This window comes from Mycobacterium sp. 1274761.0 (assembly GCF_001668615.1).
GTDB lineage: Bacteria > Actinomycetota > Actinomycetes > Mycobacteriales > Mycobacteriaceae > Mycobacterium.
This window is the reverse complement of record NZ_LZMC01000062.1, coordinates 192,959-207,101: the sequence shown is the minus strand read 5'-3', so window position 1 is coordinate 207,101 and position 14,143 is coordinate 192,959. Positions and strand designations below refer to the sequence as shown.

Sequence of the window (14,143 nt, the reverse complement as noted above, 5' to 3'; positions counted from 1 at the left end):
CGGCCGTCGTGGTTCGATCGAAAGCGTGAGCTTCGCCAGCCCCTACCCCGACGTGGAAATTCCCGACGCCAGCGTCTACGAGTACCTGTTCGGCGACCTCGACGAGGCCTCCACCGACCGCGTCGCGCTCGTGGACGCACGGTCGGGTGACGAAACCAGCTATCGCGACACCGTTGCGCAGATCGACGCCTTCGCGGGCGCGCTGGCCGAGCGGGGCATCGCCGTCGGGGACGTGGTCGGGCTCCTGGCCCCGAACAGCTCCGCATTCGCGATCGCCTTCCACGGCATCCTGCGCGCCGGGGCGACGGCGACCACCATCAACGTGCTGTTCACCACCAAAGACATCGTCAAGCAGCTGACCGACTCGAAGGCCACCATGCTGATCACCGTCGGTCCGCTGCTGCCGCAAGCCAGGGAGGCCGCCGCGGCGGTCGGCATAGCCGACGATCGTCTGGTGGTGCTCGACGGCGCCGACGGACACCCCAGCGCCGCCGATCTCCTCGCCGCGGGCGCGACGCCACCGGAGGTCAGCTTCGACCCCGCCAGCCATCTGGCCGCATTGCCCTACAGCTCGGGTACCACCGGCAACCCGAAGGGCGTGATGCTGACACATCGCAACCTGGTCGCCAACGTCGCCCAAATCCGTGCGGCTCAAGACCTTAACGCCGACGACGCCGTCATCGCGTTTCTGCCGTTCTTCCATATCTACGGAATGACGGTGCTACTCAACGCCGTTCTGCGGGCGCGGGCACGCCTGATCATGATGTCGAGCTTCGACCTGGAGCAGTTTCTCGCGACCATCGCCAACCACAAGGTGAGCGTCGCGTTCATCGCGCCGCCGGTGGCCGTGGCCCTCGCCAAGCATCCACTGGTGAACCGCTACGACCTGTCGTCGCTGCGGGTGGTGCTGTCGGGCGCCGCGCCGCTGGACGAAGAGCTGGGCCAGGCGGTGGCCGACCGCATCGGGTGCCGCGTCGTGCAGGGCTACGGCATGACCGAACTCAGCCCGGTGAGCCATTGCACGCCCTTCGACGGCGGCAAGAGCCTCGTCGGTTCCGTCGCACCCATCGGCGCTGCAGGCTGGACCGTGGCGAACTCGAAGTCAAGGCTGGTCGACCCCGAGACCGGCTACGAGATCGACACTCCCGCAAGAGGTCTCAGCGACATCGGCGAGTTGTGGTTCACCGGGCCGAATGTGATGGCGGGTTATCTCGGCAATGAGGCAGCGACGCGGGAGACCATCGACGACGACGGTTGGCTGCGCACCGGGGACTTGGCGCGCGTTGATTCCTCCGGCTGCGTCTACATCGTCGACCGACTCAAGGAGCTCATCAAGTACAAGGGCTATCAGGTGCCGCCCGCCGAACTGGAGGCCGTCCTGCTCGCCCATCCCGCGATCGCCGACGCCGCAGTGGTCGGCGTGCGTGACCGCGAATCGGGCGAGGAGGTGCCAAAGGCCTTCGTGGTCAAGCAATCCGGGGCGGAGCTGACCGAGGCCGAGGTGATGGACTTCGTCGCCGGGGAAGTCGCACCGTACAAGAAGGTGCGGCAGGTGGCGTTCATCGACGCGATCCCAAAGTCGGCCTCGGGCAAGATTTTGCGCAAGGATCTGCGCGACAGCTCAACGGCGGAGTGACTCCCGTAGCGTCTGGGCCCCGCGCGCCTGGCGGTATCCGAGCATGGCCCCGATGGCGGGAATAAGGATCAGCCCGGCGACTCCGGCCAACGGGTCGGTGACCGTGATTGTGGTTCCGGTGCCGAACTCCGCCACGACAAGATCCGCCGGGCCGATGCGTTCGACCGGCGGCAGGGGTGGTGGCAGCGGCGGGACGTGGATTTCGGCAGCCGGCGGCACCGGCGGCGCGACGGCGGGCACCTCTGCCGGAACCGGCGCGATGGTCGCCAATTGCGGTGCCGGCCCGCTGATCGGCGCGGATACCGCCGCGGGCGGGCCTGGCGTCGGCAACCGAGTCCCGGGCGTGCGCCCGTTGCCGATTACCACGCGAGGAGCATCGAACGTCGCAACAGGCGGCCCCGAGTAGCCGGATCCGCCCCCACCCGAGGCCGCAGGGGCAGGCGGCGCAGCGACCGCCATGTTGTCGCCGACAGGCTGCTCGGCAATCGCCGCCGAGCGCATGGCGGCCGGCCCGTCGGGACCGACGTCTTCGATGACGGTGAGGTTTCGGGGGTCGTTGACCGCACCGCCGATGTCCATGTGGGGTGGGTTCGGATTCGACCTCCTTGCGCCGCCCCTCAGGACGTTGTTGATGAGGTCGGATACCGCCCGGCCGACGTTGCCGGGCCCACGTGACCCGCCCTGACGACTGTCGTCGTTCGAAGAGATCCCAGAGCCATGCTTGTCGGCTACGGCGTGGGAAGGATTGGGCCCGACGATCAACAGGGAGGCTGCGACCACGCCGGCGCCCACGGCAATGCGAATAGTCGAGAGCGCCACGGTACCTTCCCTGACCCGCTGGGCTCACCCCACCCAGGACCCGTCCGGCATTGTTGCACAAAACTTTGCCCGGCAAACACTATTTGGCGATCGCTTCAGGGTCGTCGGCGATGTCGTCGGCGGCCTTCTGCGCCAGCTCGATGGCTGCGCGGGCCCATTGCGATGTTGCCCCGGCCAGGCCGCAAGCCGGCGTGACGCCGAGCCGCCCGGGCAATGTCGACCGGGCGAAGCCCAGTCGGTCCGTTAGGTCGACCACCGAACCCGCCACCTGCTCGGCCGACGGTCGGCGGTCGGGTCCGGTGACGGGCACGACGCCCAGCATCACCGTCCGGCCGGATTCGATGAACTCACCGACGCCGTCGAGGTCCTCCGCGGTCAATGTCGACACATCGAAGGACACCGCGCCAACGGCACTGCGCTGCAACAGGGCCCACGGCAGCTCGCCGGCGCAGCTGTGCAGCGCCACTTCGCCGCCCACGACCGCGATGCACTCATCGAGGATCGCGGCGGCGACGGATTCGTCGACGGGATGAACCGGGGTCAAACTGGTGACCCCGGTGAGCCTGCCGGCCAGCGCCGCAGGCAGCGACGGTTCATCGAACTGAACGACGACCGCGCCGTCCAGCCGCCGGGCCACCTCGGCGCGGTGTGCAGCGACGCCTTCGGCCAGCGATCGCGCCAGATCGCGCACCGCTCCGCTGTCGGTGATCGCGCGGTGGCCGCTGGACAATTCCAGCTGCGCCGCAAGCGTGATCGGTCCGGGGGCCTGAACCTTGACGGTGCGACCACTGCCCCGCAGGCCCGCCTTCTCCCACGCTTCTTCGAGCGCATCGATGTCCTCGGCGAGCAGGCTGATGGCGCGACGGGACACCGCGCTGCGGCCCGAGGCGATGCGGTATCCCCTCGGCACCGTGTCGAGGGTGATGTCGACGAGCAGCGCGCCCGCCCGGCCGATGACGTCCGACCCCACCCCGCGGGCCGGTAACTCCACCAGATGCGGCAGACGGTGCAGTTCGCCAACGACGATCTCGGCGGCCTCGCGGGCCGACGTCCCCGGCCAGGATCCGATGCCGGTGCCCGTGGCGAACGCGCGGACGCGAGGAGCACCATCGGAGCCGCGGACGCGAGGAGCACCATCAGAGCCGCGGACGCGAGGAGCACCATCAAAGGGAGTCACTTCGCCAACACTATCCGCCACACCTGCCACACGCGTTAGTCTGCGACAGGGGAAGGAGTCGTCAACCATGTCCTCAGTGGCGGTTCGACTGGCGGTGCTGTGCGCTGCTGCGCTTCTCGCCGCGGGCTGTGCGCAGTCGATCCAGGGCACCGCGATTCGCGCCGTGCCGGGCATCGATGACGAATCGCAGTCGCCGGTCGACGTCGAGTCGGTGATGCTCGACCAGGCGCAGATGCGGGCGGTCACCGGCGCCGGCGACAACCTGACGATCGTGCCCAGCATGGACGGCAAGATCCCTGTCGACGTCAGCGACCTGATGAACGGCACCCCGCAGGAGTGCAAGTGGTACTTCGCTGAAACGCAGACATTCGGCTCGCAGGTCGAGGAGTTCCACAAGACGACGTATCAGAATCCGCCCGACGGCGGGCTCATCTCTGAGGGCGCCGCCGCCTACCGCGATACCGAAACCGCCCGGAATGCGTTCGCTGACCTCATCAGGCGCGTATACGATTGCGGCTCAACAGAACTCGGATCGACATTCATCGGCGAGTGGACCGCTGACCACGACACGCTGACCATGCGCTCGTCGGGGACATGCGGGCGCGATTACCGGATCAAGAACGTCGTGCTGGCCGAGGTGTCGTTCTGCTCGTTTCCCGAGTCGGTGCCCGACATCGTCATGACCAACATCATGAACAAGGTGCCGAACTAATCGCTGCGCGCGATGGTGGCGCTGCCCAGCACTTCGTCGCCGTCGGCGTCGGGCCGGTAGAGGACCATGGTCTGGCCGGGTGCCACCCCGCGCAGGGGCGCGCGCAGCTGGACCGCCACCGTGCCGTCGCGCAGTTCGGCCACGGCGTCGGCGATGCCACCGTGTGCCCGCACCTGCACCGCGCACTCGACGGGGCCGCTTGGCGCCGCCCCCGAGGTGAACACCGGTTTCTCGCCGGTGAGCGTCCACACCTCGAGGTCGGCGGCGGCGCCGACGTGCACCGTCGCGGTGTCGGCGTCGATGGCCGTCACGTAGCGGGGTCGCCCGTCGGGACCGGGCCCCGCGATGCCGAGCCCTTTGCGCTGACCGATCGTGAACCCGTGCACGCCGTCGTGTTCGGCGAGCACCGTACCGGCCGAATCCACCACGCTGCCCCGGCGCACGCCGATGCGGCTGCCGAGAAACGCTTTCGTGTCCCCGGACGGGATGAAGCAGATGTCGTGGCTGTCGGGTTTGTCGGCGACGGCCAAGCCGCGGCGCGCGGCCTCCTCGCGGATCTGCGGCTTGGGCGTATCGCCGATCGGGAAGAGAGCGTGACGCAGCTGTTGCGCGGTCAACACGCCGAGCACGTAGGACTGGTCCTTGTCACGGTCGACGGCGCGTCGCAGTCGCCCGTCGGCGAGCCGCGCGTAGTGGCCCGTGGCCACGGCGTCGAACCCGAGCGCGAGCGCCCTCGCTGACAACGCCGAGAACTTGATTCGTTCATTGCACCGCACACACGGGTTGGGGGTCTCGCCGCGGGCATACGCCGACACGAAGTCGTCGATGACATCTTCTTTGAACCTGTCCGCGAAATCCCAGACGTAGAACGGGATCCCGAGAATGTCGGCGACGCGACGGGCATCTCCCGCGTCCTCCTTCGAACAGCATCCGCGCGATCCTGTGCGCAACGTTCCCGGCGCGGCAGACAGGGCGAGATGCACACCGACCACGTCGTGTCCGGCGTCCACCATCCGCGCGGCGGCGACCGACGAGTCGACCCCGCCGCTCATCGCAACCAGAACACGCATCATCGTCTGTTCTTCGCGCAAGCGCTCATCACAACTCAACCGCTCCCGAACTCGCCAGCGCTGCCTGTCGCGCACGGTCCACGGCGGCAGGCAGCACCTCCAGTGCGGCGTCGACGTCGGCCTCGACACTGGTGTGGCCGAGCGAAAGCCGCAGCGATCCGCGGGCACTGGCCGGGTCGGCGCCCATGGCGGTCAGCACGTGCGACGGCTGGGCGACACCTGCCGTGCAAGCCGAACCGGTGGAGCACTCGATCCCCTTGGCGTCCAACAACATCAGCAAGGAGTCACCCTCACAGCCGCGGAATGTGAAGTGCGCGTTGCCCGGTAGCCGCCGCGCGCCCGTCGCGCCGTTCACAACGACGTCATTGATGCGGGACAACACCCCGTCCACCAGCCGGTCACGCAGTGCCTGCACCCGTGCGCTGGTGGTCTCCATGGCGTCGATCGTGATCTCGGCGGCAGCGGCCATCGCGACGACACCCGCGACATCTGCTGTCCCCGAACGGACGTCGCGTTCCTGGCCGCCGCCGTGCAAGAGCGGCACGCAGGCGGTGTCGCGCCGCAGAAGCAGCGCACCGACCCCTGTGGGTCCGCCGAACTTGTGCGCGGCGATGCTCATCGCCGAGAGGCCGCTCACGGCAAAGTCGACGGGTATCTGTGGGACGGCCTGCACGGCGTCGCTGTGCATCGGCACACCGAATTCGACCGCCACCGAAGCGAGTTCGGCCACCGGCATGATCGTGCCGACCTCGTTGTTCGCCCACATCACCGACACCAACGCGACGTCGTCGTGCGCCTGCAGAGCGTCGCGGAGGGCGGCGGGAGTGACCGAACCGTCGGGCTCGGTGGGCAGCCAGGTGATCTCCGCGCCTTCGTGTTCGACGAGCCACTCGACGGAGTCGAGAACTGCGTGGTGCTCGACGGCGGTGGCGACGATGCGGGTACGACGGGGTTCGCCGTCGCGACGCGCCCAGTAGATGCCCTTGACGGCCAGGTTGTCGCTTTCGGTGCCGCCCGCGGTGAAGATCACCTCGGAAGGCCGCGCGCCCAGCAGATGGGCGAGCGTTTCGCGTGACTCCTCGACGCGGCGGCGTGCCAGGCGGCCGGTGCCGTGCAGCGACGACGCGTTACCGACCGTCGACAGCACGGCCGTCATCGCCTCGATGGCAGCGGGATGCATCGGGGTGGTGGCGGCGTGATCCAGGTAGACCGACCGAGAGTCCGAGGTCATAACCGTTCCATGGTAGCCGCCGACCGGCGAACACCCGGACTCGCAGGTCAGGCGACCAGCACGTGACCGTGTGCCCGCCGCCCGGTGTCTCCGCGCACCGCAGCCTCACAGCGGGCGGCCAGGTCGCGGCGGTCGGCGCCGGGCAACTGCAGCGACTCAACCTGGACGCCGACGATGGTGCGACGGGCGGTGACCAGGCGGCGGATCGACGCGATCAAGGTGTCGTCGCCGACGTAGGCGGCCACAGTCGACGGCGACCCGTCACGGTGGTGGTAGGCCAGCCGCAGCGGCTGCACCGGCCGTCCCGCATCGACGGCGGCCTGGAACATGGCGGGTCGGAACGGGCCGTAAGCCAGACCGCACCACGTGGTGCCCTCGGGGAACGCGACCACCGTCTGCCCGGCGCGCAGGCGGGTGGCCACCATGGCGACGACGTCGGGCAGCCCGCGCAGGCTGGCCCGCTCGATCGGGATCACCTTCATCAGCCGCGCGGCGATCCCGAGGCCGGCCCAGCTGATCAGTTCGGCCTTGGCGACAAATGAGCCTGGCATCACCGCACCGATCGCGAAGATGTCGACCCAGGACACGTGCCCGCTGACCACGAGCACGCCGCGCAGATTGCGAATTGGGCCGCCCGACACGGCGATTCGTATGCCCAGCGCGCGCAACATCAGCCGACAGTAGCCGCGCTGGATGTGGTAGCGGCCCGGCATCGGGATCGCCAACAGCGGAACCGCCGTCAGCAGTGTGATCGCCAGGGACGCCCGGATTGCCACTCGCATCGCCACGACCAGCGCTCGGCCGCTGGGCGCCGCGCCCGCCGCGACACAGCCGGCGTCGCAGGTGGCCCTGGGAACCCAGGGACTGGTTTCCGCGGTGGCGGTCATGAGGCGATCTCGTTGGCCGCCGCGACCGATCGCAGCCGTCTGAGGTATCGCGTGTCGGCCTTGCGCTTGTCTAGCAGGGCCGGGAAGTCGCCGACACCGAAGTCGGGGTCGTGGGCCGGCTCGCCGCACACCTGGGCGCCGAGCCGCAGGTAGCCCCGCATCAGCGGTGGAACGGTCACGCGCGCAGGCGGATCGATGTCGTCCAGTCCCCGGCCGTTGATCGTCACAGGCCGGTACGGGTACACCGTGTATTCGGCCGGGGTGCCATGGCGTCGCAGCACGAAGTCTCGGACTCCGCGGATCTGGCTGCCCAGGGCAGTGACCGAATCCTCAACGGGCACAGACACGCAACCGGTGACGTAGTCGTAACCGCACCGGTCGAGGTAGGCCAGGATGCCCGCCCACATCAACAGCACCACACCGCCGTTGCGGTGGTCGGCGCGGACCACCGCGCGGCCCATTTCGACCAGCGAGGGCCGCAGCGCGTCCAGCCCGCGGACATCGAATTCGGTTGCGGTATAGAGCCCTCCGGCGGCGATGGCTCCCGGCGGGGGCAGCATGCGGTAGCAGCCCACCACCTCGCCGGTGTTGTCCTCACGGACGAGCAGATGGTCGCAGAACTCGTCGAATCGGTCGGCATCTCGGCCATCGGTCGTACCTGTGAGAGCGAAACCGGGTTCGGTGGTGAATACGTCGTGTCGAAGTCGTTGAGCGGCATCGATGAGCGCGGGGTCGGTGGACAGCAGCAGGGTGTAACGCGGCGCCGACGACGTCGTCGGACCGCTCGGTTGATCAGCGGCTATCAGAACGGAAGCAGTGCTCACGACTGCACGGTCGCGTCTCTGCCTCTCGAAACGGCATCCTCACGGTGACGTGTCCGTGCACGCCAAGTGACTATTTGTGACTAGCAGCGATGTCAAAAACACACCGAGCGCTCAATCTCGCACGCGCCATCGGCGGATTTCGCCTGGAATTTGCGTACGAGACTGAGCGCTCGGCGAACAGCTCAGCGGATGAAATCAGCCCTTGCGAGCCTTGACCGCCTCGGTCAGCTGCGGGGCGACCTTGAACAGATCACCGACGATGCCGAGGTCGGCGATCTCGAAGATCGGCGCCTCTTCGTCCTTATTGACCGCGATGATCGTCTTCGACGTCTGCATACCGGCACGGTGCTGGATCGCACCCGAGATGCCCAGTGCGATGTACAGCTGCGGCGAGACGGTCTTACCGGTCTGGCCCACCTGGAACTGGCCCGGGTAGTAACCGGAGTCCACCGCGGCACGCGAGGCACCGACCGCACCACCGAGAGCGTCCGCCAATTCCTCGACGACGCCGAAGTTCTCGGCGCTGCCGACGCCGCGGCCGCCGGAGACGACGACGGTGGCCTCGGTCAGCTCAGGGCGATCGCCTGCCACCGCGGGCTCCCGCTTGGTGATCTTGGTGGCGTTCTCGGCCTGCGCCGGAACCTCGACGTTGACCACTTCACCCGCGCCGTCGGACGGCTCGGCGTCCACCGAGCCGGCGCGCAGGGTGATGACCGGAACCTCGCCGGTGGCCTCTGCCTCGACGGTGAACGCACCGCCGAAGATGGAGTGGACGCCCTTGCCGCCGTCCTTGACGTCGACGACATCGCTGAGCACTCCGGAGCCGATGCGGGCGGCGAGCCGGCCTGCGATCTCCTTGCCGTCGGCGTTGGACGACAGCAGCACGGCGGCCGGCGAGGCCGACTCCACCAGCGACGCCAACACGTCGACGTGTGGGGTGATGAGGTAGTTCTCCGCGTCATCGGACTCGGCGACGTAGATCTTGGCCGCTCCTGCGGCCTTCAGGCCGTCGATCAGCGGCTCGGCGGTGCCGGGCTTGCCAATCACGACGGCCGACGGTTCGCCCACGACGCGGGCGGCGGTGATGAGTTCTGAGGTGACCTTCTTGAGGGCACCTTCGGCGTGCTCCACGAGCACAAGTACTTCAGCCATGAGTTGATTCGCCTTAAGTGTCGGAAAGGAATTCGGTCGCGGGGGCTAGATGATTTTTTGCGCCACGAGGTACTCGGCGATCTTGGTGCCGCCCTCACCTTCGTCGGTGACCTTCTCGCCGGCCGTCTTCGGCGGCTTGGGGGTCGACGACAGGACCTTCGAACCCGCGTTCGCCAGACCGACCTCGTCACCCTCGACGCCGATCTCGGCGAGCGTCAGCGTGGTGACTTCCTTCTTCTTGGCGGCCATGATGCCCTTGAAGGACGGGAAACGCGGCTCGTTGATCTTCTCGGTGACGCTGATGACCGCGGGCAGCGACGCCTCGACGGTGAACACGCCATCGTCGGTCTCCCGCTCACCGGTGACCTTGCCGCCCCCGACGGTGACCTTGCGCAGGTGAGTGAGCTGCGGCAGGCCCAGGTACTCGGCGATGATTGCGGGCACCGCGCCGCCCGTGCCGTCGGTGGCCTCGTTTCCGGCGATGACGAGTTCGGTGCCCTCGATCGTGCCCAGCGCGCGAGCCAGGGCCCACCCGGTCTGGATCATGTCGGAGCCGTGCAGACCGTCGTCGAGGAGGTGCACGGCCTTGTCGGCACCCATCGACAGCGCCTTGCGGATGGCCTCGGTGGCGCGCTCGGGACCGGCGGTCAGAACGGTGACGGTGCCCCCCGAATCGCCCTCTCGCTCCTTGATCAGCAGCGCCTCTTCGACGGCACGCTCGTTGATTTCGTCGAGCACGGCGTCGGCCGCCTCACGGTCAAGGGTGAAGTCGCCGTCGGTCAGCTTGCGTTCCGACCACGTGTCAGGGACCTGTTTGATCAGGACCACGATGTTCGTCATGAGTCTGGTTCGTCCTCCTCGAAGGAGACCGGCGGTCGGCCCCCGATACCACGTTTTGAGCAGTCGCCACCATGTTACTCGTCAGTAACTTACGGTGGTTCGCACGAACACCATAGCTGGTCGAAGTTTGTGCGCTGACTTCCCCTTAGCGGTGCTGAGCCGGGCCAACCCCGCGCGAACCGGCCCACGAACCAGTCATTGCCCCGCCGCCTGCGTTAGCCTGCCTTTTGCAATGAGCTCATTTGTGACCGACGGTCCGGCCGGGCCGGAGGGTGCTCTGCCTCTGACCGGGGAGCGCACAATCCCGGGTTTGGCCGAGGAGAACTACTGGTTTCGCCGCCATGAGGTGGTCTACCAGCGGTTATGCGACCGTTGCGCAGGTCGAGACGTGCTAGAGGCCGGCTGCGGCGAGGGGTACGGCGCCGACCTGATCGCTGACGTCGCCCGCCGGGTGATCGGTCTGGATTACGACGACGCCACCGTCGCCCATGTCCGCGCGCGCTACCCCCGGGTGGACATGCGCCACGGCAACCTGGCGCAGCTTCCGCTGACCGACGGCAGCGTCGATGTGGTGGTGAACTTCCAAGTGATCGAGCATCTGTGGGATCAGCCACAGTTCGTGGCCGAATGCCTGCGCGTGCTGCGGCCCTCGGGGCTGCTGTTGATGTCGACGCCCAACAGGATCACCTTCTCCCCCGGCCGCGATACGCCGATCAACCCGTTTCACACCCGCGAGCTCAACGCCGCGGAATTGACCGAGCTGCTGGAATCCGCCGGATTCGCCGTCGAATCCATGCTTGGTGTGTTCCACGGCCCCACGCTGGCCGAATTGGACGCCAAGCATGGCGGTTCGCTCATCGAGGCTCAGGTCGCCCGCGCGCTCGCCGACGCGCCGTGGCCGCCAGACCTGCTGGCCGACGTCAGCTCGGTGGGGGTGGACGATTTTGATCTGACCGACGCGGACGACCGAGATATCGATGAAAGCCTGGACCTCGTCGCGATCGCGGTGCGACCGTGAGTGATCCGGTGCCGGGGCTATTCACCCTCGTCCTGCACACGCATCTGCCGTGGCTGGCCCATCACGGTCGCTGGCCGGTTGGTGAGGAGTGGCTCTACCAGTCCTGGTCGGCGTCCTACCTGCCGTTGATGCGGGTGCTGCGCCGGCTGGCCGACGAGAACCGCGGCCATCTGCTGACACTCGGGATGACGCCGGTTGTCACCGCACAGCTGGACGACCCGTACTGCTTGACGGGAATGCACCACTGGCTGGCCAACTGGCGGCTGCGTGCGGTGGAAGCGACAACATTACGGGACCCGTTGCGCGAGTTCGGTGTTCGCGAGGTCGCTGAGGCCGACCGCGAGCTCGACGAGTTCGCCGGCCTGTGGCAGCACGGCGGCAGCCCGCTGCTGCGCGAACTGATCGACTCCGAGAGCATCGAGCTGCTCGGCGGCCCGTTGTCGCACCCCTTCCAACCGCTGCTGAATCCTCGGCTGCGCGAGTTCGCGCTGCGGGAAGGACTCGCCGACACCCACCAGAGGTTGGCGCACACCCCGGCCGGGATTTGGGCGCCCGAATGCGCGTACGCCCCCGGCATGGAAATCGACTACGCCGCAGCAGGTGTCGGCCATTTCATGGTCGACGGCCCCTCACTGCGCGGAGACACGGCGCTGGGCCGGCCGGTCGGCGACTCCGATGTCATCGCCTTCGGGCGCGATTTGCAGGTCAGCTACCGGGTGTGGTCGCCGAAGTCGGGCTATCCGGGCCACGCTGCGTACCGCGATTTCCATACCTATGACCACACCACTGGGCTGAAGCCGGCCCGCGTCACCGGCCGCAACGTGCCCTCGGATGCCAAGGCGTCCTACGACCCGGCTCGCGCCGATCGTGCGGTGGACGCTCACGTCGACGACTTCGTTGATGTGGTGCGCCGACGGCTCATCGGGGAAAGCGAGCGGATCGGTCGGCCCGCGCATGTCATCGCGGCGTTCGACACCGAGCTGTTCGGCCACTGGTGGTACGAGGGCCCGCTTTGGCTCGAACGGGTGCTTCGGGCGCTGCCCGCAGCGGGCATCCGAATCGGCACGCTCGCCGATGCGAAAACCGACGGGTTCACCGGCAGCCCAGTCGAATTACCGCCCAGCTCTTGGGGTTCCGGCAAGGACTGGTCGGTGTGGTCGGGCGACAACGTGGCCGACATGGTGCAGTTGAACGCCGAAGTCGTCGACACCGCGCTGAGCACCGTGGACAAGGCGTTCGAGCAGAACGCGTCGGTCGGCGCACCGGTGGCCCGCGACGTGGTCGCCGACCAGATCCTGCGGGAGACGTTGCTGACGGTGTCCAGCGACTGGCCGTTCATGGTCAGCAAGGATTCGGCGGCCGACTATGCCCGCTACCGCGCCCACCTGCACGCGCACGCCACCCGCGAGATCGCCGGTGCACTGGCCAGCGGCCGCCGGGGCCAGGCCGAACAGCTGGCGGCCGGCTGGAACCGCGCCGACGGCCTGTTCGGCGCCCTCGACGCCCGAAGGCTGGCCCGCTCATGAAGATTCTCATGGTGTCGTGGGAGTACCCGCCGGTGGTGGTCGGTGGGCTCGGCAGGCACGTCTACCAGCTGGCGACGGCGCTGGCCGCCGCCGGCCACGAGATCGTCGTCCTCAGCCGCCGCCCGTCCGGCACCGACCCCAGCACGCATCCGTCGACCGACGAGCTCAGCGAGGGCGTCCGCGTCGTCGCCGCCGCCCACGACCCGCACGAATTCGACTTCGGCAAGGACATGATGGCGTGGACGCTGGCGATGGGTCATTCGATGACGCGCGCCGGTCTGGCGATCAAGGCATCGGGCAGGCCGTGGCGTCCGGATGTCGTGCACGCGCACGACTGGCTTGTCGCCCACCCGGCCATCACCCTGGCTGAATACTTCGACGTACCACTGGTTTCCACGATTCACGCCACCGAGGCGGGCCGACACTCGGGTTGGATATCGGGCCCGATCAGCCGTCAAGTGCACGCCCTGGAGTCCTGGCTGGTGCGTGAATCCGATTCGCTCATCACATGTTCTAGATCGATGAGCGACGAGATCACCGAACTCTTCGGACCTGGCCTCGCCGAAATCAGGGTCATCCGCAACGGAATCGACGCCGGTCTGTGGCCGTTCGCCGAACGGCGGCCGCGCAAGGGTCCCGCGCAGTTGCTCTACCTCGGCAGGCTCGAGTACGAAAAAGGCATCCACGATGCGATCGCGGCCCTGCCGCGTATCAGGCGCACCCATCCCGGCACCACGCTGACCGTCGCCGGCGACGGCACGCAATACCAGTGGCTCGTCGAGCAAGCGCGAAAATTCAAGGTGCTCAAGGCCGTAACATTTGTCGGGCGCGTCGATCACGACGGCCTGGTGCAGTTGCTGCACAGCGCCGACGCGGCGGTCCTGCCCAGCCACTACGAGCCGTTCGGCATCGTCGCGCTGGAAGCGGCGGCAACGGGCACACCGTTGGTGGCGTCGAACGTCGGCGGTCTCGGCGAGGCGGTGATTGACGGCAGGACCGGACGGTCGTTCCCGCCGCGCGACATTGCCGCGCTGGCCGCGGCGGTGCGGGCCGTGCTCGACGATTCGCAGGCGGCCCAAGAACACGCGACCGCGGCACGGGAACGGTTGACCTCCGACTTCGACTGGCACACCGTGGCCGCCGAAACGGCGCAGGTCTACCTGGCGGCCAAACGCGGTGAACGGCAACCGCACCCCCGTCAGATGATCATCGAGCACGCCCTGCCCGACCGCGGATAGTTCGACCGCCGTC

13 protein-coding genes are annotated in these 14,143 nt (G+C 68.0%); 5 read left to right on the top strand and 8 right to left on the bottom strand.

Annotated features, from left to right (window positions below; genetic code table 11):
- The first annotated feature begins 25 nt into the window (after window positions 1–25).
- Window positions 26–1,636: a 4-coumarate--CoA ligase family protein gene (locus tag A5651_RS13380; RefSeq protein ID WP_066980996.1), complete on the top strand. Its 1,611-nt coding sequence runs from the start codon at window positions 26–28 to the stop codon at window positions 1,634–1,636.
- Here the strand turns inward: A5651_RS13380 and A5651_RS13375 are convergent.
- Both A5651_RS13375 and A5651_RS13370 read right to left on the bottom strand, forming a co-directional pair.
- Window positions 1,622–2,455, bottom strand: coding sequence for a hypothetical protein (locus A5651_RS13375; protein WP_156662869.1), 834 nt, complete (start codon window positions 2,453–2,455; stop codon window positions 1,622–1,624). The two genes, A5651_RS13380 and A5651_RS13375, sit on opposite strands and share 15 nt — an antisense overlap.
- A gap of 79 nt (window positions 2,456–2,534) precedes the next feature.
- Window positions 2,535–3,632: a methionine synthase gene (locus tag A5651_RS13370; protein WP_255361809.1), complete on the bottom strand. Its 1,098-nt coding sequence runs from the start codon at window positions 3,630–3,632 to the stop codon at window positions 2,535–2,537.
- 67 nt (window positions 3,633–3,699) lie between these two features.
- On the opposite strand from A5651_RS13370, the gene A5651_RS13365 reads away from it, so the two are divergent.
- Window positions 3,700–4,344, top strand: a complete 645-nt coding sequence (locus A5651_RS13365; RefSeq protein ID WP_066980989.1) for a sensor domain-containing protein — start codon at window positions 3,700–3,702, stop codon at window positions 4,342–4,344.
- Here the strand turns inward: A5651_RS13365 and mnmA are convergent.
- The 6 genes from mnmA to A5651_RS13335 all read right to left on the bottom strand — a co-directional run bounded on the left by mnmA (window position 4,341) and on the right by A5651_RS13335 (window position 10,348).
- Window positions 4,341–5,414, bottom strand: a complete 1,074-nt coding sequence (mnmA, locus tag A5651_RS13360; RefSeq protein WP_156662880.1) for a tRNA 2-thiouridine(34) synthase MnmA — start codon at window positions 5,412–5,414, stop codon at window positions 4,341–4,343. The two genes, A5651_RS13365 and mnmA, sit on opposite strands and share 4 nt — an antisense overlap.
- A gap of 28 nt (window positions 5,415–5,442) precedes the next feature.
- Complete coding sequence (locus tag A5651_RS13355) at window positions 5,443–6,645, bottom strand: cysteine desulfurase family protein (RefSeq protein ID WP_066980986.1); 1,203 nt, start codon at window positions 6,643–6,645, stop codon at window positions 5,443–5,445.
- Window positions 6,646–6,692: 47 nt separating this feature from the next.
- On the bottom strand, window positions 6,693–7,532 hold the full coding sequence (locus A5651_RS13350) for a 1-acyl-sn-glycerol-3-phosphate acyltransferase (protein WP_066980983.1): 840 nt from the start codon (window positions 7,530–7,532) through the stop codon (window positions 6,693–6,695).
- The gene (locus A5651_RS13345; protein ID WP_066980980.1) at window positions 7,529–8,356 is read right to left on the bottom strand and encodes a GNAT family N-acetyltransferase; all 828 of its coding nucleotides are present in this window, start codon (window positions 8,354–8,356) and stop codon (window positions 7,529–7,531) included. Before A5651_RS13345 ends, A5651_RS13350 begins: the two co-directional genes overlap by 4 nt.
- A 195-nt stretch (window positions 8,357–8,551) precedes the next feature.
- A complete protein-coding gene (locus tag A5651_RS13340; RefSeq protein ID WP_066980977.1) occupies window positions 8,552–9,508 on the bottom strand; it encodes an electron transfer flavoprotein subunit alpha/FixB family protein in 957 nt (318 codons plus the stop codon).
- A 45-nt stretch (window positions 9,509–9,553) separates the two neighbouring features.
- Entirely contained in the window at window positions 9,554–10,348 is a 795-nt protein-coding gene (locus A5651_RS13335) for an electron transfer flavoprotein subunit beta/FixA family protein (protein ID WP_066980974.1), read from the bottom strand.
- A gap of 232 nt (window positions 10,349–10,580) precedes the next feature.
- Here A5651_RS13335 and A5651_RS13330 point away from each other — a divergent pair, with 232 nt between their 5' ends.
- From A5651_RS13330 to A5651_RS13320, 3 genes are read left to right on the top strand one after another with little or no spacing between them, the layout of a single operon-like run.
- Complete coding sequence (locus A5651_RS13330; protein WP_066980971.1) at window positions 10,581–11,366, top strand: bifunctional 2-polyprenyl-6-hydroxyphenol methylase/3-demethylubiquinol 3-O-methyltransferase UbiG; 786 nt, start codon at window positions 10,581–10,583, stop codon at window positions 11,364–11,366.
- Window positions 11,363–12,892, top strand: coding sequence for a glycoside hydrolase family 57 protein (locus A5651_RS13325; protein WP_066980968.1), 1,530 nt, complete (start codon window positions 11,363–11,365; stop codon window positions 12,890–12,892). The genes A5651_RS13330 and A5651_RS13325 overlap by 4 nt, the downstream gene beginning before the upstream one ends.
- Window positions 12,889–14,130 carry a glycosyltransferase family 4 protein gene (locus A5651_RS13320; RefSeq protein WP_066980963.1) on the top strand — a complete coding sequence of 414 codons (1,242 nt, stop codon included), beginning with the start codon at window positions 12,889–12,891 and terminating at the stop codon, window positions 14,128–14,130. The genes A5651_RS13325 and A5651_RS13320 overlap by 4 nt, the downstream gene beginning before the upstream one ends.
- Window positions 14,131–14,143 lie beyond the last annotated feature (13 nt).

What these genes read in the sequence shown, in the direction of transcription:
- A5651_RS13365 (WP_066980989.1), top strand. Translation starts at nt 3,700, where the DNA reads ATGTCCTCAGTGGCGGTTCGACTGGCGGTGCTGTGCGCTGCTGCGCTT.
- mnmA (WP_156662880.1), bottom strand. Translation starts at nt 5,414, where the DNA reads ATGCGTGTTCTGGTTGCGATGAGCGGCGGGGTCGACTCGTCGGTCGCC.
- A5651_RS13355 (WP_066980986.1), bottom strand. Translation starts at nt 6,645, where the DNA reads ATGACCTCGGACTCTCGGTCGGTCTACCTGGATCACGCCGCCACCACC.
- A5651_RS13350 (WP_066980983.1), bottom strand. Translation starts at nt 7,532, where the DNA reads ATGACCGCCACCGCGGAAACCAGTCCCTGGGTTCCCAGGGCCACCTGC.
- A5651_RS13340 (WP_066980977.1), bottom strand. Translation starts at nt 9,508, where the DNA reads ATGGCTGAAGTACTTGTGCTCGTGGAGCACGCCGAAGGTGCCCTCAAG.
- A5651_RS13335 (WP_066980974.1), bottom strand. Translation starts at nt 10,348, where the DNA reads ATGACGAACATCGTGGTCCTGATCAAACAGGTCCCTGACACGTGGTCG.
- A5651_RS13330 (WP_066980971.1), top strand. Translation starts at nt 10,581, where the DNA reads ATGAGCTCATTTGTGACCGACGGTCCGGCCGGGCCGGAGGGTGCTCTG.
- A5651_RS13320 (WP_066980963.1), top strand. Translation starts at nt 12,889, where the DNA reads ATGAAGATTCTCATGGTGTCGTGGGAGTACCCGCCGGTGGTGGTCGGT.